Raw genomic sequence first — 19,597 nt, 5'->3', positions numbered from 1 at the left:
AAATTTTCTTCGAAATCTAAGTGTATATTATAACTATAGAAATTATTTGTCAAAAGAAATTACAATAAAAAATGAAATTGCTTATCAATTTTGGACATTTGATGGATGGTGGGCACAAGATGGCTACAATGAACATCGGGGAATTGATAGATTTATATATATACCAAAAAAAGGAATTGTTGGCGGATCATATGATTTCTACTTTAGATTAAAACCGAAAATATCTAGCAACAAATATTTTACTGCATCTGATAATCATTTGTGGACTAATATAATAAATGAAAAAGTCATTATTGCGAATGAACTAAAATAAAACAAGTTCTTCATATTGATTTTGCAGCTTCCAAAATTTCACCTCCGAAAGATGGGCTTTTTATTGGAATAGAATGGATCATACAAAGCAACAATGAACAAACTCCGGCAAAACTGTCGGAGTTTGTGTTTTCATCACTTCACTTCCAGATAATTATCTTCAGGATTCACATCTGCCAAACGCTGACTGAAATCAATTCCGATGGCTGATAACTGCGCCTTTGTGTAAGGAATTGTAAAACTATACTCCTGCTGCGTCCAAGCCCAGTATGGCAAAGTTTGGAAATTTCCGTACACATCTTTCGATTTCCAAGTTCTGGTAAGGTTGAGTGGAATATTATAATTAATGATTTTCTTTTCCTTGGTCAAAACACTGAAATCAACTGGCATTGGAACACCGCCTTTATTCACCAAAGTGATGGTCGTAGATGCAGGATCGTATTTCACATTTTTGATACCGTAATCGATGGTTTTGGTTGTATTGATCCAATAATGTTGGAACCATTTCAAATCCATACCGGTCACCTGTTGCGCAATGTGAATAAAGTCTCTTTCCGTAGGGTGTTTCATTGCCCATTCGTCATAATATTTCAGCATCATTCTGTTGAGATTTTCCTCTCCAACAATGTAACCCAACTGAACCAAAAACATTTCGCCTTTGATGTAACTGGCGTAGGTGTAAGCCGTTCCGTTGTCGTGATGATCTGCCAGCCAGACCGCAGGCTCTTCTTTGCCGGACTTTGTAAAATTAATATAAGCCTTAATGGCTCCAACAAACGGATTGGGTTGCGATTCCTTGGGCGGGAACAATCTGTAAGACACAAAATCTTCTGCATACTGTGTGAAACCCTCGTCCATCCAAGGTCTTACGCTCTCGTTGGTTGCCAGCATCTGCTGAAACCAGGAGTGTGCGCCTTCGTGGAACATCAAACCTGCTAATCCTTCCAAAGTGGTTGCTTCGCCCAAAACCATGGTACACATTCCGTACTCCATTCCGCCATCGCCGCCTTGGATGAAGGAATAGCTTGGCCATTTGTAACGCCCGAAAGTGGCGTTCATCAACTGGTAATATTTGGTGATGTACGGTTTCATTTCGGACCAATATTTTGTCTTTTCGGATTTCTGATAAACTAAGAAAACCTTTGGCCCATCAAGAATTGGAAAACTCTCTACAGTGTAATCTCTGTCTGCCGCCCAGGCAAAATCGAGAATATTTTTGGCAGTCCATTTCCAGGTTACTTTGTTTGAAATATCTTGTTTGATGGTGGCATTGCTTTCATAACCTTTCACTTCGGTTGGATTTTCCAGATTTCCGCCAGCTCCGATGACGTAATCTTTATCAATTTTGATATTCACTTCGTAATCAGAAAACGGAGCGTGAAACTCTCTTCCGATGTAATCGAAAGTCGCCCAACCATCATAGTCATATTCAGCAATTTTGGGATACCATTGGCTCATTGTCATATCGACGCCCTCACGGTTATTTCGTCCGCTTCTTCTGATTTGCATTGGGACCACAGCGACCCATTCCATTGTGAAAGTGGTTGATGAATTTGGTTTGATAGCATCAGCCAAATAAACTTTCATCACCGTTCCCTGAATCTCGAATTTCAAATCTTTTCCGTTCTGCTTTATCCAACGGATATTCTGTGCGCCTTCTTCATTCTTAGGAATCTCGGACAATCTGGAAATCACTGTATTTCCAACGCGTTTTGCCAATCTGCCGTCCGCATTCACGCCTTGACCCGTCACACGCTGGTCCATCATAGAACCAGCTTTGAAAGCGTTCCAATACAAATGGAAATAGGCCACTCTCAGCTCGTCTGGCGAATTGTTCTGGTACTGCAAAGTCTGTTTCCCCTGATAGGTGAAGTTGGCAGCATCTACATCAATATCCATTTTATATTTTGCATATTGCTGGGAGTAAGCGCTTTGCTGCGCAAAAGAGAATAAAGAACAAAGGGTGAAAACTAAAGAGAATTGCAGTTTTTTCATAGAATTATTTTTGTGAATCTTTATCGATTTACGAATCATAAAGGTTTTCTATTTTTAATTGTCTCAAAAATACTAAGTTTTTGTTGAATGGCAAGTGGAAAGGCGGGGAACATTGATTCCTATTTATTGGAAAATGGTATATTTGAATGTTAACAATAATTTAAAATGATAAATTAAAATGGCTTTTGATAAAGAAGTAAGAGACAATGTAATAAATTTCGTAGAAAATTTTTCAATAAATATTGGTAATGTTTTATACTTTGAAGAAGCTATTTGTACACATAAGAATAATTTTGATAGACACTTCACAACGTTTTCAAGTACCGAATTTATTCTTACATATTTTGCAGGACGAATTAGTGGTGCAAGATTAATGTTTTTGGGAGATAAATTAAGTTACGAAATTGGACTTGATTATATTATTCAGTTTGATGAAAGGGAAAATGAATTTGAATTTATAGAGGCGTATACAGAAAAAATCTATAGAAGAACAATTTTAAAATTATCTGATGAGAGTAATTGATTTTGAAGCGCAATTTTGGTTTTTTTTAACGAATGAAGATAATTTTTTCATTGATGTTAATTGTAGTAATTCATTTGTTGGTTTTGGTAGATTAATCAAATTAAATGAATTAGAGATTAGTCATTATAAATTGAATGGCAAAAATTATTTAAATCAATTAGCGAATGATATTCAATATTATACTCTTACAAAATATAGTGAAAGAAATATTGTAGGAGAAATCGACAAACAGGTTCATAAAATTATTATGAAATTCAAATCTGATAATTAGAAATGATATTTTAATCTGGATTCTTGTGGAATGACAAACTTGTTTTTTAGTACAAATGCTGCTTTTATATTGAATCCGCAGCCCGACTTGAGCGGAAATCCTTTTTTGCGTGTACTCAAGTTCAGCTTAATGGAAATCGTCGGCAAAAAAGATTGGGAGTGGAAGGCGGAAATAGCTGCCCAAATAAATATTCTAATTAATCCTAAAAACCGGATAAAGCCGATGCGTTTTCTCGTAGTAGTTGGAATGTTTGTAAACCCAATCCAGCTGCGCCTCGCCGTCGTTTGCGAATTTTGCATTGATGGCTTTTTCCATTTCGAAAGCGGTTTTTAAGGCCTTGTTCTCTTTCATAAGTTTGGCGGCCGTATCTTCGAAAACGTAAGGTGAATAATATTCTTTTTGACCCAGCATCGCATCAAAGAAATTCCAGTTGAAGTAAGAATCTACCGCTTCCGGCTCCAAAGTTTCTAAGAGAAATTTCACGCCGTCCTGATTTAGCGGAATTAGAAAATCGCCGGCTCTGAACTTCATTTTGCCGGAATCTTTGGTCACAAATGTGTCGTAATGCAGATAATGACCTTCGTAAGGATTGGGAACGGTTTTGAAATCTTTGAGCCTGTAACTTTCCACCGCCATCGCAGAATCCTGTTTTATCGGAATCATTTTTATTTGGTTAAGTTTCAGCAAATCAATCACTTTCCATTCGGATTGCGGGATGACGTAATATTTTGGGATTGTAATTTCTTTTGCCGGAATGTAGGTGTTGTAATATTTCACAGGATTGGAAAACGGCGATTTTCTATCGTACCAAAGTCTGGTTTTTCCGGAAACTTCGCTTGGTTTGTACTTCGCTTCAAAACCTTTGAAATCAATCGTTTCGTATTTTGTAGAATCGAGTTTCCAGGCAATTGCATATTGGTTTCCGACTTTGTACTGTTTCAGATTTTCGGCTCTTTTTTGCTGAATGGTTTTGAAATTTTCATCGATATAATTGATGCTTTCAACCATATAATCGTAAGTCACTTTCACGCGGTCTTTGTAAGGCTTCAACATATGCGTTTCCACCACCGTCCCGATGGTGTTGAAGAGCGTCGTGTAACCTGTCGCATATCTCGGAGAGTCTATGAATGCTGGGAAACCGCCGTCCGGAACATCACCGTGAATGTTGACATAAGGCACAGAAATGACGCCCTTTTTCTCCATATTTTTGAGAAGCGTTTTCTGTATTTCATTATTAAAATAATTACCAAGAACATTTCCCAACCGTTCTTTGTTCGTAGAAATATAAGTGAAAGTGTATTGATAATCTGCACCGTTGCTCACGTGATTGTCTATGAAAACATCGGGCTTCAGCCATTGGAAAATCTGTTGGAAACTTCTGGAGTTTTTGGAATCTGTTTTAATGAAATCCCGGTTCAAATCGTAATTTCTGGCATTTCCACGGAAACCATATTCTTCCGGACCATTTTGATTGGCCCTGGAAAAACTGCCTCGGTTCATCATTCCGCTGATGTTGTAACTGGCGATTGAAGCGATGATTACATTTTTCGGCGCTTTGATTTTTCCGGTTGCTAGGTCTCTCATCAACATCATCGTCGCATCAATGCCGTCTGGTTCGCCTGGATGAATGCCGTTGTTCACGAATAAAACCGATTTTCCTTTTCTCGCTTCTTCGAAACTTTGCTTGGTTGGATTGAAAATCACGACATCGATTGGTGCGCCATTGTCATCTTCGCCCTTAGTCTGGAAAGTAATGCTTTCAAATTCTTTATCGAGTTTCTGATAGTAAGTTCTCATTTCCTCAAACGTCACAGTTTGGTTGCCGTTGCCTTTTTCGAAAGTCGTTTGGAGTGTTTGGGAGAATGTGAAAGTTGAGATTAGGAGGAAAAGGATTGGGAACTTTTTCATATTAATTTTATAAATAAAAAAACCTCTGCTATTTTCAGAGGTTATAAATTCATTTTTAGTAGCTTTTCTAAATCCTCATCTTCGTTCGCTTTAGAGGGCATAGGCCTAACTTGACAAGTATATTTTCTAATAGAACTAAAATAATCTGTATTTTCAGAAATCTTGAAAAATCGTGCTTGTAAGAATCTTGTTCCTGTTAAAATCTTAATACTTGTATTTCCTGCATTAACAATTTCAACAGAAAGGCAACCACAATATCCCGGCTGTACAATTGTAGAAATAGAAAGACCTAATCTGCTGTAAGAACTTCTCAGATTTAATACTGCATAAATATCTGTAGGAAGTTTTACATATTCAAGAGTAGAGAATAATGTAGGTTGCGATGGATGAATTAAAAATTCTTCGCCAAGTTTTCTTCTAGTTTCAGTGTAACTACTTTTAATTGACCTAGTAATATTACTATTTTTAGTAGTATCTATAAATGCATTCCTTCCTTGATGTTGAGTTAAGAAATCAGTCCCAATTCTAAAGTCAAAACTAATTTCACCAAACTGCCCTTCATCTAATATAGGCGTAATAACTAGGGTCTTTTCACTGATAAGTTTTTTCAAATCGCCTTTAGTAATAATACTCATCTTTTAGATTTTATTCCAATTTGAAACTACTATGTAATTAGAAATTGATTTCTCTACCAAATTATTAATAATATAATACCTCTGTTTTTTTGGAACTTTATTTAGTGTATTAGTTTCAGAATTATTCCAAAAATCCCAGCCCAGTTTGAAAATAGAATGCAATTCTTCATCTGAATTTATTTGTTGTGGTATAAACTCATTAAAATCTGATTTATCCGCATCAAAAACTTTATGTCTAATTTCAATCGCTGGTTTTACTTGAGCAGTCAATACTAAATTAAATTCATTAACTACATCAATATTTTCCCTTCTTAAAAATTTATCTACAAAATCGATTCTCTTCTTTGTTGAAGGATGAGTTGGCAAATCTGGTGTATTATTAGATATATAATCTAAAAATAAATTTGATGCATTATTAATGTACTGAGCAGCAAATATATCCGCAAAATATTCCATTGTATGAGAATGGTCTTGCATTTCAGCTTCAGTATAATTATATCTGAAGCCGTTTTTTTTGTAAAAAATATTTTGGCTAATATTTAGTTCAATATCAATGAAATGTCCCAGTTCGTGATAAAGCACGACTATTGACAGATAGTCTCTCGATAAAACACGAGGTAAGACTATTTTAATTAGTCTTTTTGAAATCTTTAGACTATATAACTTATCTATTGTGTCATTCATTAGAATGAAAAATTCGATATTTTCCCCCATAAAATAAAAATCTAAATTTCTATTTGATAAGGAGGTTGCAATTATAAAATTATCATCAGAAATCCACTCATCTAAAACTTTTTCCAAGCAGGATACGGTTTCAAATGGAATAAGATTTAAAGTACTATTATCTAAAAATTCTAATGCTCCAAATACGTAATTTAAAATTTGATAATGAATTCCCAGCAAGTTATCATCAAATGTTCCTAAATCTACTTTTTTAATAGCATCAAATAATAAATGAAGTTCTTCAAAGTATTTTTCTTTTTTATTATCTGAATAAATATTTGCTTTACTTTTTGAGAAAATGCCTTCTAATTGAAGTAATTGTAATTCAATTGCTTTAACAGTCATTCCCGTAACTCTTACTTAAAAGACTTATAATTTCAGAATAAACAGAATTACTAATTACATCTACATTTGTTAATTGAGAAAGCTTTTCGCTATAATACATTAACAATGAAGTGATTAAAAAATAATGTTTTCTTTCTACAGTATAAATATCTTTCTTATTAGTTGAAACTAACGCTGCATCTTTAATTGCAGTATCCATCTGATTTTTATATTCATTTTCTCCTTTTAATATGTCGGAAAAAATGCTTATATAAAAAGGAATCTGACTTTGTTTAGAGTCGATTTGGGCTAGATACATAATGCTATGGTTTTTATCAAAGTTAGTAAAATAATTAAACTTGAAATTTTTATTTTTATTTTTTTTAATCATTCAGCTTCAAAACAGCCATAAACGCTGATTGTGGCACTTCTACTCTACCAATCTGTTTCATTTTTTTCTTACCTTCTTTCTGTTTCTCAAGAAGTTTACGTTTTCTGGAAATATCACCTCCGTAACATTTTGCGGTAACGTCTTTTCTCAAAGCTTTGATGGTTTCTCTGGCAATCACTTTCGCTCCCAAAGCGGCCTGAACAGCGATATCAAATTGTTGTCTCGGAATCAGTTCGCGCAATTTCTCACACATTTTTTTACCGATGTAATATGCATTAGAATCGTGAATCAAAGAAGATAAGGCATCCACCATATCGCCATTGATCAAAATATCCATTTTCACCAATTTAGACGCACGCATCCCGATCGGAGAATAATCGAATGAAGCGTAACCTTTAGAAATGGATTTCAGCCTGTCATAAAAGTCAAAAACCACTTCTGCCAATGGCATATTGAAGGTCAACTCCACTCTGTCTGCCGTCAAATAACTTTGGTTGACAATCTCGCCTCTTTTCTCAATACAAAGCGTCATCACGCCACCCACGAAGTCAGATTTCGTAATGATCACCGCTTTGATAAACGGCTCTTCTACTCTGTCCAGACTCATTGGATCCATCATTTCTGAAGGATTATTAATCAAAATTGGTGTTTCCGGATCTTTTTTAGAATAGCCGTGGTACGATACGTTGGGAACCGTCGTGATCACATCCATATTGAATTCGCGATCCAAACGTTCCTGCACAATTTCCATATGCAGCATTCCCAGGAATCCACAACGGAAACCAAAACCAAGCGCTGCAGAACTTTCCGGCTCAAAAACCAAAGAAGCGTCATTCAGTCTTAATTTTTCTAATGAGAACCTTAATTCCTCAAAATCCTCAGATTCAATCGGATAGATTCCGGCAAAAACCATAGGCTTCACTTCTTCAAAACCGTCAATCGCTTCTGATGCCGGATTGACGAAAGAGGTGATCGTATCACCTACTTTTACTTCACGGGCATCTTTGATTCCGGAAATAATGTAACCTACGTCACCACATTCGATGGTTTTCTTTGGAAGTTGTTTCAACTTCAACGTTCCAACTTCGTCCGCACCGTATTCTTTTCCAGTTGCGAAGAATTTTATTTTTTCGTTTTTAGAAATACTTCCGTTCACGACTTTGAAATAAGCTTCAATCCCTCGGAAAGGATTGTAAACAGAATCAAAAATCAATGCCTGAAGTGGTGCTTTCGGATCGCCAACTGGTGGCGGCACTCTTTTCACGATCTGCTCTAGCAAGTCGTGGACACCTTCTCCAGTTTTCCCGGAAACACGAAGGACATCTTCGTATTTGCAACCTAAAAGTCCCATAATCTCGTCTGTCACTTCTTCCGGATTCGCGGAAGGAAGATCTATTTTATTAAGGATTGGAATGATTTCCAAATCATTTTCCAAAGCTAAATACAGATTACTGATCGTCTGTGCCTGAATACTTTGTGCCGCATCCACAATCAAAAGCGCACCTTCGCAAGCCGCGATAGAACGTGAAACCTCGTAAGAGAAATCCACGTGTCCTGGCGTATCGATAAGGTTTAAAATATACTTTTCACCATTCAGCTCGTAATCCATTTGGATTGCGTGCGACTTGATGGTGATGCCACGTTCTTTTTCCAAATCCATATCATCCAGAGTTTGCGACTGCAATTCTCTTTGGGTAACGGTGTTGGTATATTCTAAAAGACGATCTGCCAATGTACTTTTACCGTGATCGATATGTGCAATAATGCAGAAGTTCCTGATGTTTTTCATTTAAAATTCTTGTAATTTGCAAAAATACACTATTTATTGAGATGTTAGAAGATAGAGTTCAGATATTAGAAGTTTTTATTGCAGTAAAATCTCTAATCTTCTACCATCTGACGTCTAATTGCACAAAAGAAAACGTTAATCTTTCATAAAAAAAAGCTATTGCAGAAAAAAGTTTTACTTTTGCAAATTAATTACAATTAAGTGACAGATTTATTCTGGCGGGAATTATGAAGAAATATATTAGTTTATTAGTATTGTCTGTGATTTTGCTGTCTTGCAAAACAGAAATGGATCAGGCTATGAAGAGTGCAGACAAAGATTTTATCTTAAAAGTTGCAAACGAAAAATTCGCAAAGAAAAAATGGTCAGATGCCTTGGCTCTTTATGACAGATTGCCAAATCTTGTAGCGGGAACAGATGATGCGCCCAACGTTGTTTTTAATTCGGCTTATGCCAATTATTACGATAAGAATTACAGATTAGCGGCCAATCAATTCAAAAACTTCGTTGTAAGTTTCCCTCAGGATCCAAGAAAAGAAGAAGCAGCATATCTTTCTGCACTTTGTTATTACGAAGGATCTTTGCAATACAATCTCGATCAAAGCAATACAGAATCTGCCATCACAGAATTGCAGAATTTCCTGAATGAATACCCTGACTCTGAGCGTTCCAAGAACATCACCCAACTGGTAGATGAGTTGACGTACAAATTAGAATTCAAAGCGTTTGAAAATGCTAAGCAATACTACAAAATGGGCGAGTACAAAGCTGCTGCCGTTACTTTTGAAAACGTTTTGGAAGATTTCCCGGCGACCAAGCTGAGACCAAAGATCTATGATATCATTATGAAATCAAAGTACGAGTTGGCCATCAATTCTATCTACGATCTTAAAAAAGAAAGACTGGACAATGCTGCGGCTTATGCCAAGAGAATTTCCACAGAATTACCGAATTCTGAATATTCAAAAACAGCAGATGACCTTTTTGCAAAACTGGAAGTTGAGAAAGTAAAATTTGCATCGCTACAAGCAGATGTCGAAAAAAGAAAAGCAGAATACGACGCCAAAATAAAAAATACTGAAGCCAAAGAAACTGAGAAAAAAGAAGTCGCTCAGGAAAAAAACCAGCTGAAAATGGAGAACTCTGCAGAACAGGCAAGAAGAGACAGCGCCAAGGTAAATTCACCAGAACCACAAGCCACTTTCAAGTTTAAAAGATAATTAGTATATTTGCAACCCTAAACAATTCGTCCAATGAGCCTTAAAGATACAAAAGCAGAAGTAAGCACCATCACTTACGACAAAGATAAAATCGAAGCAAAAGTAGCCAGCATCTATGAAGCTATCGTAATTATGGGTAAAAGAGCTGAGCAAATCAACGCTGAAATCCGCACAGAACTTCACGGTAAGCTAGATGAATTTGCTGTTCACAACTCTACTTTGGAAGAAGTTTTTGAAAACAGAGAGCAGATAGAAATCTCCAAACACTACGAGAAAATGCCAAAACCAACCTCTATTGCAATCAGAGAATGGTTGGATGATGAGATCTACCACAGAAAAACTGAAGAAAAAAACTAAATCTTTCTGATTTAAAAATACAAAACCGTCAAGTTGAACGCCACTTCAATCTGACGGTTTTTTTGTTACTAAAATTATTAATACTTTCGTTGTTATAAATCAAAGAAAAATGAGCTTGCAAGGCAAAAAAATAATCCTTGGTATCACAGGAGGAATCGCTGCATACAAAATGAATTATCTTGTTCGGGATCTTATAAAATCGGGTGCCGAAGTTAAAATCATCCTGACAAAATCCGCAGAAGATTTCGTCTCGCCGCTAACGCTTTCCACACTTTCAAAAGACAAAGTGTACACTGATTTTTATGACGAAAATAAAACCTGGAACAACCACGTAGAACTGGCCCTTTGGGCAGACCTGATGCTCATTGCGCCATGCACAGCCAATACCTTAGCAAAAATAAGCAACGGCCAATGTGACAATTTTCTGATGGCAGTCTATATGTCTGCAAAATGTCCTGTCATCGTAGCGCCCGCAATGGATTTGGACATGTACGCGCATCCTACCGTAACGCGCAATTTACAAACAATTGAAAGTTTCGGACACCAGATCATTCCGGCAGAATTTGGAGAACTGGCAAGCGGACTTTCCGGCCAAGGCCGATTAGCAGAACCAGCCTCAATTTTATCAGTTTTACAACATCAATTTTCTGATAGGCACTCTTCATTAGCCGCCAAAACATTTCTGATCACGGCAGGACCAACCTACGAGAACATAGATCCCGTGAGATTTATAGGCAACCATTCTTCAGGGAAAATGGGGTTCGACCTCGCTAAAGAAGCTGCAAAAAGAGGCGCAAAAGTCATTCTCATTTCCGGACCTTCTTCTCAGAAAGCAGATGATCAAAACATTACACTACACAGGGTAACATCGGCGCAGGAAATGTTTGACGAAGTTTTCAAACATTATGACAATGTGGATGTTGCCATCATGAGTGCCGCCGTGGCCGACTATACGCCGAAAGTAAAAGCGACAGAAAAAATTAAGAAAAACGACAGTGAACTCACGATCGAGCTGGTAAAAAATAAAGATATTCTCAAAACAATGGGCGAGAAAAAAGCAGGACAATTTCTAGTCGGTTTTGCTCTGGAAACTCAGAATGAAGAGGAAAATGCCAAAGGTAAATTAGTCAAAAAAAATCTGGATATGATCGTCCTCAATTCTCTGAGGGACGAAGGCGCCGGTTTCGCCAATGCTACAAACAAGATCAAGATTTTCACCCCAACAGAAGAACAATCATTTTCATTAAAATCAAAAGAAGAGGTCGCCAAAGACATTTTGAACTATCTCGAACAGAAATTGTAAGAAAACAGCCTGATTTCCGTTCTATTTTTAACAAGATTTAGATTCATAACTTTAGCAAAGATTGCTTATTTTTACAAACATTTTTTAGACGGATGAAAAAACTACTTTTTATAATCTGCACTTTATTTTTTGCTCAGACAGCTTTATCACAAGAGCTTTTGGCCAATGTGCAGATCAATTCCCAACAAATCGAAGGAAGTAACACACAGGTTTTCCGAACGCTGGAAAAATCCTTGCGTGATTTCATCAATCATACAAGCTGGACCGGAAAAAAGCTCCAGAACTTTGAAAAAGTCAAATGTAACTTTGCTATGGTCATCTCAGAGCGTAACGGCAGCAACTTCAAAGGAACCCTCGTTGTACAGGCAACCCGTCCTGTTTTCAACTCGCAATATGATTCTCCCTTAATCAACATTAACGACAAAAGTTTTTCTTTTGAGTACAACGAAAATGAAAACTTGATCTTCAATGAAAGGCAATTTTCAGGAAAAAACCTGACAGACGTGATTAGTTTTTATATTTATGTGATTTTAGGATATGATGGCGACAGTTTTCAGTTAAAAGGAGGACAAGTTTGGTTTGACAAGGCGTTCAAAATCGCACAAAACGCTCAGAATCAAAATTATGACGGTTGGAATCAAATAGAAAGTCAAAGAAACAGAGGCGCACTAATCTCCGGATTGCAAAACGAAAACACGTCCACCCTGCGCACTGTTTTTTACAGCTACCACCGCGCTGGCCTGGACAACTTGGCAAAATCGGATCAGGGTCCTGCAAAAAAAACCATTGCAGAATCTTTGATGCAGCTCAAGTTTTATGAAAATAATTTCCAGATGAATTACCCATTTACCGTTTTTATAGAAAGCAAAAGTACCGAGATTTTCAACATCTTCAATTCTGGAAATAATACGTCTGTCAACATCAGTGAACTGAAAACTTTAATGAATATTTTTGCGCCCATTGACAATGATGCTAAATGGAGTAAATGGAAATAATTCTTCATTAATCATTTCCAGTTAATAATTAAAATATGCTTTCAAGAATTTTTATTCAGAATTTTGCGTTAATAGACAAGCTTGAGATCAATCTCAAGAAAGGCCTCCAAGTCATTACCGGAGAAACAGGCGCCGGAAAATCTATCATTCTGGGTGCCCTTCGCCTGATAATGGGAGAAAGAGCTGATGCCAAATCTTTTGCAAAGTCCGACGCCAAAAGTATCGTAGAGACAGAATTTCTGATTACAGAACATTTCCGAGATTTCTTCACAGAAAAAGACCTCGACTTTGAACGGCAGACCATCATCCGAAGAGAGATCTCATCGGGCGGCAAATCGCGTGCATTCATCAATGATGTCCCAGTCACGTTGGATGTCTTGAAGGAACTGTCGTCCAGATTAATTGATATCCATTCGCAATTCGAAACGTCCGATCTGTTCACAGAAGAATTCCAATTCGGAATCCTTGACGGATTGGCAAAAAACAAAGCACTGCTGTCTGATTACCAGAGACACTACACCGGTTACCAGGCCACGAAACGAGAAATTGAACAACTCAAATCTGCACTGGCAGACAATAACAAAGAATCTGATTACAAACATTTTCTTTTGACGGAACTGGAAGAAATGCAGTTGGATGATCTGGATTTTGAAGAGATCCAGAATCAACTCAGTACACAGGAAAATGCAGGACAGATTAGTGAATATCTTGCAGACATTCTATCGAAACTGAATCGGGATGATTTCGGAATTTTAGCCGGACTTTTCGAAGTTAAAAATAAGATTGCCAAACTTTCTGAACTGTCTTCCGATTACCAAGACTTCAGCCAAAGACTGGAAGCTACTTATCTGGAACTGAAAGACATCAATATCGAGATCGAAAACAAAGCAGAAAATCTGGAAATCGACCCTCATTTGCTGCAGGCTTTGTTGACGACAGTCAACCGGCTGAACTCGCTTTTCCTCAAACATCAGGTGAACGATATCGCTGGACTATTGGAGATAAGAGAAGTATTATCCGCAAGTCAAAACTCTTTGGAAACGATTGAAAATCAAATCGAAGAAAAAGAAAAAAGCCTGAAACTGATCGAAAAAGAACTTCTGACTATCAGTCAAAAATTATCGGAAAACAGAAAGAAATTCTCTGGCGACTTAGAAAATCAGGCGAAAAACATTTTCTCAAAATTAGGTCTTGAAAAAGCCATTCTGAAAATTGATTTGTCAGAATCATCAGCATATCATCTTCACGGGAAAAATAACATCCAAATCCTCTTCCAAGCCAATTCAGGCTTCCCATTGAAACCCATCCAGAACGCTGTTTCCGGCGGAGAAAGATCAAGGGTAATGCTCGCCATCAAAAAAATAATGGCGGAGAATAATGATCTTCCCACATTGATCTTAGACGAAATCGACACTGGGGTTTCTGGTAGAATCGCAGAAGAAATGGGAAAATTGATGCAGGAGATGTCTCAGGATTTGCAATTGATTGTCATCACACATCTTGCCCAAGTTGCGGCTAAGGGAAATGAGAATTACAAAGTGGTGAAATTTGACGAAAATGCCGTGACCAAAACCACCATTATCAAACTTTCTGATGACGAAAAACTGAACGAAATTGCCCAGTTGATCTCAGGTTCCAAAATTACAGAAGCGGCTATTTCTCAGGCAAAAGAATTGATTGGATTGTAAATTCAGAAAAAACATTTTTCAAGACATAAGAAAAATACCAAACAGAATATGGTCTTACAAACAATCAGAATTCTTTGATGATCTAAATATTTGTGAAATGGTATATAAACGATACAGAATCGTTTTTGAAACAAAGCAAGAATAGATTTTGGTTTTTTGGTTTCATAAATGGGAAGAAAACTTGCGATCTTAATCTAAACTTTTGTTTCATTTAAAAGAAGCAAAGTATCAATATACTGCCGGTCATTGCTCAGTCTCGGGACTTTGTTTTGGCCTCCCAGCTTGCCGCGACTTGCCATCCATTCGTAGAACAAGTTTGGTTTTGCGGCGTGGATTGTGGGGCATCTCAAGGTGATGTCGTTGTACCGTTTGGCTTCGTAATCAGAGTTTAGGGTTTTTAGAGATTGGTCAAAAACTTCTGTAAACTCTTGGATACTATTGGGTTTCTTGGTAAACTCGAAGATCCATTCGTGACAGCCTTTGCTTTTATTGGTCATAAAAATTGGTGCACCTGTGTAATCAGAAACACTGGCATCCAATTGCTCGCAGGCCATTTTCAGCGCTGTTTCCACATTATCAATCATCAGTTCTTCTCCAAATGCATTGATGTAATGCTTCGTCCTTCCGGAGATTTTAATTCTATAAGGATTAACAGAAGTGAACTTGACGGTGTCGCCGATCAGATATCGCCAAAGACCGCCATTGGTGGTGATGACAAGGGCGTAATTTTTATCAATCTCAACATCCTGAATTGGGATGGCTTCGCGGATTCCTGCGTAGTATAGATCCATTGGAATGAACTCGTAGAAGATGCCGTAATCCAACATCAGCAGCATTTCGTCACTGCCTGCCTGATCCTGAATCGCAAAAAACCCTTCGGAAGCATTGTATATCTCGTAATAGCGGACATCTTTCCCGAAAATCTGTTTGTACTGATTTTTATATGGTTTGAAACTGATTCCGCCGTGAAAGAAAACCTCCAGGTTAGGCCACAGTTCTGAGATAGAGTCTTTTCCCGTTTCTTGTAAAGTTCTTTGGAGCAATACCATCATCCAACTTGGAACGCCTGTAAGACTTCCTACATCTTCACTCTTCACCTCTCCGATGATGGCCTTCATCTTGCTTTCCCATTCGGACATGAGGGATGTTTTTTTGCTCGGCGTGTTGATAATCTCTACCCAGAAAGGCAGGTTTTCTATCAGTATCGCCGACAAGTCACCAAATTTCGTATTAAAATCCTGATACATTTCTGCACTTCCTCCTAAACGCAAATTCTTGTGCTGAAAAAGTTCGCTTTCTGGATGGTTGTTGACGTAAATGGACATCAGATCTTTACCCGCTTTGTAATGGCAGTCTTCCAGACTTTCTGCAGTGATGGGAATGTACTTACTCTTGGCGTTGGTGGTGCCGGAGGATTTAGCAAATTGCTTGATGATGCCTGGCCAGAAGACATCTTTCTGTCCCTGACGTGCTTTTTCTATATAAGGTTCAAAGTCCTCGTAGCAGACAATCGGTACTTTTTTCCGGAAGTCTTTGTAATTTGAAATGGAGCTGAAGCCGTACGTCGTCCCATACTCGGTTTCCTCTGCATTGAAGAGCTGAGAAAACAGCAAACCCTCCTGCGTCTCCACAGGATTTTGTTTGAAATGCTCGATCTGATCTATCCGCTGACGGATAAACCAATTGACGACAGTATTGAAAAGTGCTTTAGTTGCCATTCTTCACAAATATAACAATTTTTGAGAACGGAAAAAGTTTTGATTTTGGTTTTTATAAATCTTATATTATTTTCCTGTTATTGGCATGGCTTCTTTTGGCTCTCTAATAGATCAGACAAGCATCTTTACCTGGTCTTCGTCTAAATTGATCATAAAGAAAGTTTTTTTAAATATGCTGTCAAGTTAAATTGCGCCTTAGCCTGGAATCCTTTTTTTTTGCAATATCTACTCGCTAATGTGATCCAGTTGAAAAAGCTCTTTCTGTTTTTCATATTTGGCACACAATGCGATGAGATACCGCGTTCTTTGAACTTTCTGAATGCCTTTGGATGAACTTTTCTCCAGATCATGCGCTGAGCTTTGTACTTCAAATTCTGAAACTTAAGACTCTCTTGTTTCAATCAAAGCAGCTCTTGTCACTTATTTTTCAGGCGAATCTAAGAGAATATGACAATAAGGACATTACACAAAAAAAAACCGCAGATATAATCTGCGGTTTTCAATATTATTATAAATATCAATAATTTATTCTGCTGATGTTTCTTCAGTTGTAGCTTCTGCTCCGCCTTCTGTTACTCCTTCTTCTTCTTCGTCATCATCCATTGCTGCAGCAGCATTTTTACTAGCATTTCTAGACATTTTAACAGCCACTACTACTGCGTTGTCTGGGTGCATAAATGTGTATTTGTCGCTTTTAAGAGTTTCAACATAAAGTTTGTTTCCAATCTTAAGAGGTGTAATATCCACAACAATCTCGTCTGGCAAGTTAGCAGGGATTGCTTTTACTTTCAGTTTTCTGTAAGTTTGTCTTAGAACACCACCGGCAACAACACCTTTGGAACGACCTGTAACTCTTACAGGAACTTCCATAACTACCGGTTTATCTTCAGATAATCTGTAGAAGTCTGCGTGAATAATTTTGTCTGTAATTGGGTGGAACTGAATATCTTGAAGAACAGCAGGAATGACCTGTCCATCAACTTCAATAGATACCGTGTGTGCTTCGGGAGTATACACTAAACCTTTGAATGCTTTCTCTAATGCAGAGAAGTTCAATGGCTCGCCACCTCCGTAAACAACACAAGGAACTAATTCAGCATCACGTAAAGCTTTAGTAGACTTTTTGCCCACGCTTTCTCTTTTTGTACCTTGAATTGTAATAGATTTCATTTTGTATAAAATTATTTTTAAGGGTGCAAAGGTATTACTTTTTTTTAAATAATGAACTTATCACTTATAGATTTGTGCTCATGGACCATTTTCATAACGTCAGCGAAAAGATCTGCGCAAGAAAGCACTCTTATTTTTGAGGATAATCCTTCTTTTAACGGGATAGAATCTGTTACGATAACTTCTAATAATTGAGAGTTTTGAATATTCTCATAAGCTTTGCCGGATAGAACACCGTGAGTCGCCATTGCTCGTACAGATCTAGCTCCTTTCTCCATCAGGATATCCGCTGCTTTGCAAAGCGTACCAGCCGTATCAATCATATCATCGATCAGGATGACGTTTTTGTCTTTAACATCTCCAATCAGGAACATCTCTTCTATGACGTTGGCTTTTTTTCTTTCTTTATAGGCAATTACAACATCTGCTCCCAAATGTCCAGCGTAATTTTTCGCTCTCTTTGCACCGCCCATATCTGGCGACGCAATGGTTAGATTTTCAAGATTCAAATTTCTGATGTAATCTACAAAAATAGTAGATGCATACAGATGATCTACGGGAATCTCAAAGAATCCTTGGATCTGATCTGCGTGGAGATCCATGGTCATAATTCTTGTAGCGCCTGCTGCAGTAAGAAGATTGGCAACCAGTTTTGCGCCGATTGGTGCTCTTGGTTTGTCTTTTCTGTCCTGTCTTGCCAAACCGTAATAAGGAATTACAACGGTGATGTTTTTGGCGGATGCTCTTTTCGCAGCATCTATCATTAATAAAAGTTCCAGAAGGTTATCTGCTGGCGGAAAGGTAGACGCAATGAGGAAAACACGTGCTCCTCTCACAGACTGCTCCAATACCGGCTCGAATTCTCCGTCACTGAAATGTTGAAAATTAATGATTCCAAGAGGCTGCCCGTAACTCTGGGCAATCTTCTCTGCCAACTCGTGGCTGGTTCTTGTTGAAAATAGATAACTGGCTTGGTGGTCTGACATTTTTTACTTTTTTGCAAATTTAAAAAATAATAAAAACTATAAAGACTGAATTTCATTTATAGTGATAAAAAAAACCAAAATATCTCTATTTTGGTTTTCTGCTTTTAACAATATTCTTCGAAAGCTGCCTGAAGATTAGCCGCAATTGCGCCTGCAGGATTACCTTCTATATGGTGTCTTTCTAACATATGCACCAACTCTCCGTCCTTGAAAAGTGCTACACACGGTGAGCTTGGAGGAAATGGAGCCAGCAATCTTCTTGCTTCTGCCACTGCATCGCCATCAAATCCGGCAAATGCTGTCACCAAATGATCTGGTTTCTTCTCACCAGTCAAAGAGTACAAAACGCCTGGTCTTGCCGCTCCAGCTGCACATCCGCAAACCGAATTGATTACCAAAAGTGTTGTTCCTTCCTGCTTCAGGGCTGTGTCTACTTGTGCTGGTGTTGTAAGGTCCTGAAACCCTTTATCTGTAAGTTCTGCCTTCATTGGCAATACTAAATCTGCTGGATACATATTTGTTTTGTTTAAAAGTTTAACGTTCAAAGTCTAGCTTGAGTTGCAAATTTAATCAATATTATTTTGCTTCGCTCATCTTTCATTCTATTAAAATCATTCCGAAAATCTATTGAGCCATTTTGGCTGGTATTTTAAGAATAAAAAACCCAAAATCCGAAGACTTTGGGTTCAAATCAAATCGATATGCATATTTTGTATATCCGTGGGGCAATAAATGATAAGAGATAAATGATAATCGATTCAAAAAAAATCAATCATGAATTATCAATTATAAATTAGGCAAGTAACTTCTTCACCATTTCGGAAATGCTCTTTCCGTCTGATTTTCCGGCCAATGCTTTGGAAGCAACACCCATTACTTTTCCTAAATCTTTGATACTTTCTGCTCCGGTTTCAAAAATGATTTTCTTGATTTCTGATTCCAATTCTTCTGCAGAAAGTTGTTTTGGGAGAAACTGCTCAATCACTTTGGACTGCGCTTCTTCTACTTCCGCAAGATCTGTTCTTCCCTGAGCCGTAAATTGGTCGTAGGAATCCTTTCTTTGCTTGATCATTCTTTGCAAAATTGCAATTTCTTGTTCCGCTGAAACTTCTGCACCAATGGCTTCTGTTTTCAACAGTAATATTTGCGCTTTTACAGCACGTAGAGAATCCAGAGCTACTCTGTCTTTCTCTCTCATGGCGGTTTTTATCGCGTCGTTTATCGTAAGTTCTAAACTCATAGTTTTTGCTTTTGGCGGTTGGCTTTTGGAGGTTGGCTTTATAACATTC

General features: G+C 37.6%; 18 protein-coding genes and 1 pseudogene. 8 read left to right on the top strand and 11 right to left on the bottom strand.

Annotation, left to right across the window (positions count from 1 at the left end; all coding sequences use genetic code 11):
* A pseudogene (locus tag F564_RS20570) lies at positions 1-313 on the top strand (hypothetical protein); the annotation flags it as partial.
* 134 nt (positions 314-447) lie between these two features.
* On the opposite strand, the gene F564_RS0108615 reads toward F564_RS20570, so the two are convergent.
* Positions 448-2,307: a M1 family metallopeptidase gene (locus F564_RS0108615; protein WP_028122288.1), complete on the bottom strand. Its 1,860-nt coding sequence runs from the start codon at positions 2,305-2,307 to the stop codon at positions 448-450.
* Positions 2,308-2,485: 178 nt separating this feature from the next.
* Between F564_RS0108615 and F564_RS0108610 the strand changes: the two genes are divergently transcribed.
* Complete coding sequence (locus F564_RS0108610; protein ID WP_028122287.1) at positions 2,486-2,830, top strand: hypothetical protein; 345 nt, start codon at positions 2,486-2,488, stop codon at positions 2,828-2,830.
* The gene (locus F564_RS18960) at positions 2,817-3,101 is read left to right on the top strand and encodes a hypothetical protein (protein WP_051259614.1); all 285 of its coding nucleotides are present in this window, start codon (positions 2,817-2,819) and stop codon (positions 3,099-3,101) included. The genes F564_RS0108610 and F564_RS18960 overlap by 14 nt, the downstream gene beginning before the upstream one ends.
* Before the next feature lie 192 nt (positions 3,102-3,293).
* Here F564_RS18960 and F564_RS0108600 read toward each other — a convergent pair whose 3' ends face one another.
* From F564_RS0108600 to lepA, 5 genes are all read right to left on the bottom strand, one after another.
* Complete coding sequence (locus F564_RS0108600; protein WP_028122286.1) at positions 3,294-5,009, bottom strand: M14 family metallopeptidase; 1,716 nt, start codon at positions 5,007-5,009, stop codon at positions 3,294-3,296.
* A gap of 41 nt (positions 5,010-5,050) precedes the next feature.
* A complete protein-coding gene (dcd, locus tag F564_RS0108595) occupies positions 5,051-5,644 on the bottom strand; it encodes a dCTP deaminase (protein ID WP_028122285.1) in 594 nt (197 codons plus the stop codon).
* 3 nt (positions 5,645-5,647) lie between these two features.
* Positions 5,648-6,712 (bottom strand): hypothetical protein, encoded by a 1,065-nt coding sequence (locus F564_RS0108590; RefSeq protein WP_028122284.1) that lies wholly within the window; start codon positions 6,710-6,712, stop codon positions 5,648-5,650.
* Positions 6,702-7,010, bottom strand: coding sequence for a hypothetical protein (locus F564_RS0108585; RefSeq protein WP_154656832.1), 309 nt, complete (start codon positions 7,008-7,010; stop codon positions 6,702-6,704). Before F564_RS0108585 ends, F564_RS0108590 begins: the two co-directional genes overlap by 11 nt.
* A 64-nt stretch (positions 7,011-7,074) precedes the next feature.
* A complete protein-coding gene (lepA, locus tag F564_RS0108580) occupies positions 7,075-8,871 on the bottom strand; it encodes a translation elongation factor 4 (protein ID WP_028122282.1) in 1,797 nt (598 codons plus the stop codon).
* A 227-nt stretch (positions 8,872-9,098) separates the two neighbouring features.
* On the opposite strand from lepA, the gene F564_RS0108575 reads away from it, so the two are divergent.
* From F564_RS0108575 to F564_RS0108555, 5 genes are all read left to right on the top strand, one after another.
* The gene (locus tag F564_RS0108575; RefSeq protein WP_028122281.1) at positions 9,099-10,091 is read left to right on the top strand and encodes an outer membrane protein assembly factor BamD; all 993 of its coding nucleotides are present in this window, start codon (positions 9,099-9,101) and stop codon (positions 10,089-10,091) included.
* A gap of 33 nt (positions 10,092-10,124) precedes the next feature.
* The gene (locus F564_RS0108570) at positions 10,125-10,448 is read left to right on the top strand and encodes a DNA-directed RNA polymerase subunit omega (protein WP_028122280.1); all 324 of its coding nucleotides are present in this window, start codon (positions 10,125-10,127) and stop codon (positions 10,446-10,448) included.
* Between the two features lie 109 nt (positions 10,449-10,557).
* A complete protein-coding gene (gene coaBC / locus F564_RS0108565) occupies positions 10,558-11,751 on the top strand; it encodes a bifunctional phosphopantothenoylcysteine decarboxylase/phosphopantothenate--cysteine ligase CoaBC (RefSeq protein WP_028122279.1) in 1,194 nt (397 codons plus the stop codon).
* Between the two features lie 92 nt (positions 11,752-11,843).
* Positions 11,844-12,746, top strand: coding sequence for a type IX secretion system protein PorD (gene porD / locus F564_RS0108560; protein WP_028122278.1), 903 nt, complete (start codon positions 11,844-11,846; stop codon positions 12,744-12,746).
* Between the two features lie 35 nt (positions 12,747-12,781).
* Entirely contained in the window at positions 12,782-14,434 is a 1,653-nt protein-coding gene (locus F564_RS0108555) for a DNA repair protein RecN (RefSeq protein ID WP_028122277.1), read from the top strand.
* Between the two features lie 194 nt (positions 14,435-14,628).
* Here the strand turns inward: F564_RS0108555 and F564_RS0108550 are convergent, their stop codons facing one another.
* The 5 genes from F564_RS0108550 to F564_RS0108520 all read right to left on the bottom strand — a co-directional run bounded on the left by F564_RS0108550 (position 14,629) and on the right by F564_RS0108520 (position 19,548).
* Complete coding sequence (locus tag F564_RS0108550) at positions 14,629-16,152, bottom strand: GH3 auxin-responsive promoter family protein (RefSeq protein ID WP_028122276.1); 1,524 nt, start codon at positions 16,150-16,152, stop codon at positions 14,629-14,631.
* Positions 16,153-16,677: 525 nt separating this feature from the next.
* Positions 16,678-17,322, bottom strand: a complete 645-nt coding sequence (locus F564_RS0108535; protein WP_028122273.1) for a 50S ribosomal protein L25/general stress protein Ctc — start codon at positions 17,320-17,322, stop codon at positions 16,678-16,680.
* Positions 17,323-17,366: 44 nt separating this feature from the next.
* The gene (locus F564_RS0108530; protein ID WP_028122272.1) at positions 17,367-18,308 is read right to left on the bottom strand and encodes a ribose-phosphate pyrophosphokinase; all 942 of its coding nucleotides are present in this window, start codon (positions 18,306-18,308) and stop codon (positions 17,367-17,369) included.
* A gap of 104 nt (positions 18,309-18,412) precedes the next feature.
* The gene (locus F564_RS0108525) at positions 18,413-18,823 is read right to left on the bottom strand and encodes a BrxA/BrxB family bacilliredoxin (protein WP_028122271.1); all 411 of its coding nucleotides are present in this window, start codon (positions 18,821-18,823) and stop codon (positions 18,413-18,415) included.
* A 278-nt stretch (positions 18,824-19,101) separates the two neighbouring features.
* Positions 19,102-19,548: a GatB/YqeY domain-containing protein gene (locus F564_RS0108520; RefSeq protein ID WP_028122270.1), complete on the bottom strand. Its 447-nt coding sequence runs from the start codon at positions 19,546-19,548 to the stop codon at positions 19,102-19,104.
* Positions 19,549-19,597 lie beyond the last annotated feature (49 nt).

Origin of the sequence: Epilithonimonas tenax DSM 16811 (assembly GCF_000428485.1) — a bacterium.
GTDB lineage: Bacteria > Bacteroidota > Bacteroidia > Flavobacteriales > Weeksellaceae > Epilithonimonas > Epilithonimonas tenax.
The sequence above is the reverse complement of the archived record's forward strand: the minus strand, read 5'-3'. Positions and strand labels throughout refer to the sequence as shown.

Excerpts from the sequence above, each read along its gene's own strand:
- F564_RS0108615 (WP_028122288.1), bottom strand. The coding sequence starts at position 2,307 with ATGAAAAAACTGCAATTCTCTTTAGTTTTCACCCTTTGTTCTTTATTC.
- F564_RS0108610 (WP_028122287.1), top strand. The coding sequence starts at position 2,486 with ATGGCTTTTGATAAAGAAGTAAGAGACAATGTAATAAATTTCGTAGAA.
- F564_RS18960 (WP_051259614.1), top strand. The coding sequence starts at position 2,817 with ATGAGAGTAATTGATTTTGAAGCGCAATTTTGGTTTTTTTTAACGAAT.
- F564_RS0108600 (WP_028122286.1), bottom strand. The coding sequence starts at position 5,009 with ATGAAAAAGTTCCCAATCCTTTTCCTCCTAATCTCAACTTTCACATTC.
- dcd (WP_028122285.1), bottom strand. The coding sequence starts at position 5,644 with ATGAGTATTATTACTAAAGGCGATTTGAAAAAACTTATCAGTGAAAAG.
- F564_RS0108590 (WP_028122284.1), bottom strand. The coding sequence starts at position 6,712 with ATGACTGTTAAAGCAATTGAATTACAATTACTTCAATTAGAAGGCATT.
- F564_RS0108585 (WP_154656832.1), bottom strand. The coding sequence starts at position 7,010 with ATGTATCTAGCCCAAATCGACTCTAAACAAAGTCAGATTCCTTTTTAT.
- lepA (WP_028122282.1), bottom strand. The coding sequence starts at position 8,871 with ATGAAAAACATCAGGAACTTCTGCATTATTGCACATATCGATCACGGT.
- F564_RS0108575 (WP_028122281.1), top strand. The coding sequence starts at position 9,099 with ATGAAGAAATATATTAGTTTATTAGTATTGTCTGTGATTTTGCTGTCT.
- F564_RS0108570 (WP_028122280.1), top strand. The coding sequence starts at position 10,125 with ATGAGCCTTAAAGATACAAAAGCAGAAGTAAGCACCATCACTTACGAC.
- coaBC (WP_028122279.1), top strand. The coding sequence starts at position 10,558 with ATGAGCTTGCAAGGCAAAAAAATAATCCTTGGTATCACAGGAGGAATC.
- porD (WP_028122278.1), top strand. The coding sequence starts at position 11,844 with ATGAAAAAACTACTTTTTATAATCTGCACTTTATTTTTTGCTCAGACA.
- F564_RS0108555 (WP_028122277.1), top strand. The coding sequence starts at position 12,782 with ATGCTTTCAAGAATTTTTATTCAGAATTTTGCGTTAATAGACAAGCTT.
- F564_RS0108550 (WP_028122276.1), bottom strand. The coding sequence starts at position 16,152 with ATGGCAACTAAAGCACTTTTCAATACTGTCGTCAATTGGTTTATCCGT.
- F564_RS0108535 (WP_028122273.1), bottom strand. The coding sequence starts at position 17,322 with ATGAAATCTATTACAATTCAAGGTACAAAAAGAGAAAGCGTGGGCAAA.
- F564_RS0108530 (WP_028122272.1), bottom strand. The coding sequence starts at position 18,308 with ATGTCAGACCACCAAGCCAGTTATCTATTTTCAACAAGAACCAGCCAC.
- F564_RS0108525 (WP_028122271.1), bottom strand. The coding sequence starts at position 18,823 with ATGTATCCAGCAGATTTAGTATTGCCAATGAAGGCAGAACTTACAGAT.
- F564_RS0108520 (WP_028122270.1), bottom strand. The coding sequence starts at position 19,548 with ATGAGTTTAGAACTTACGATAAACGACGCGATAAAAACCGCCATGAGA.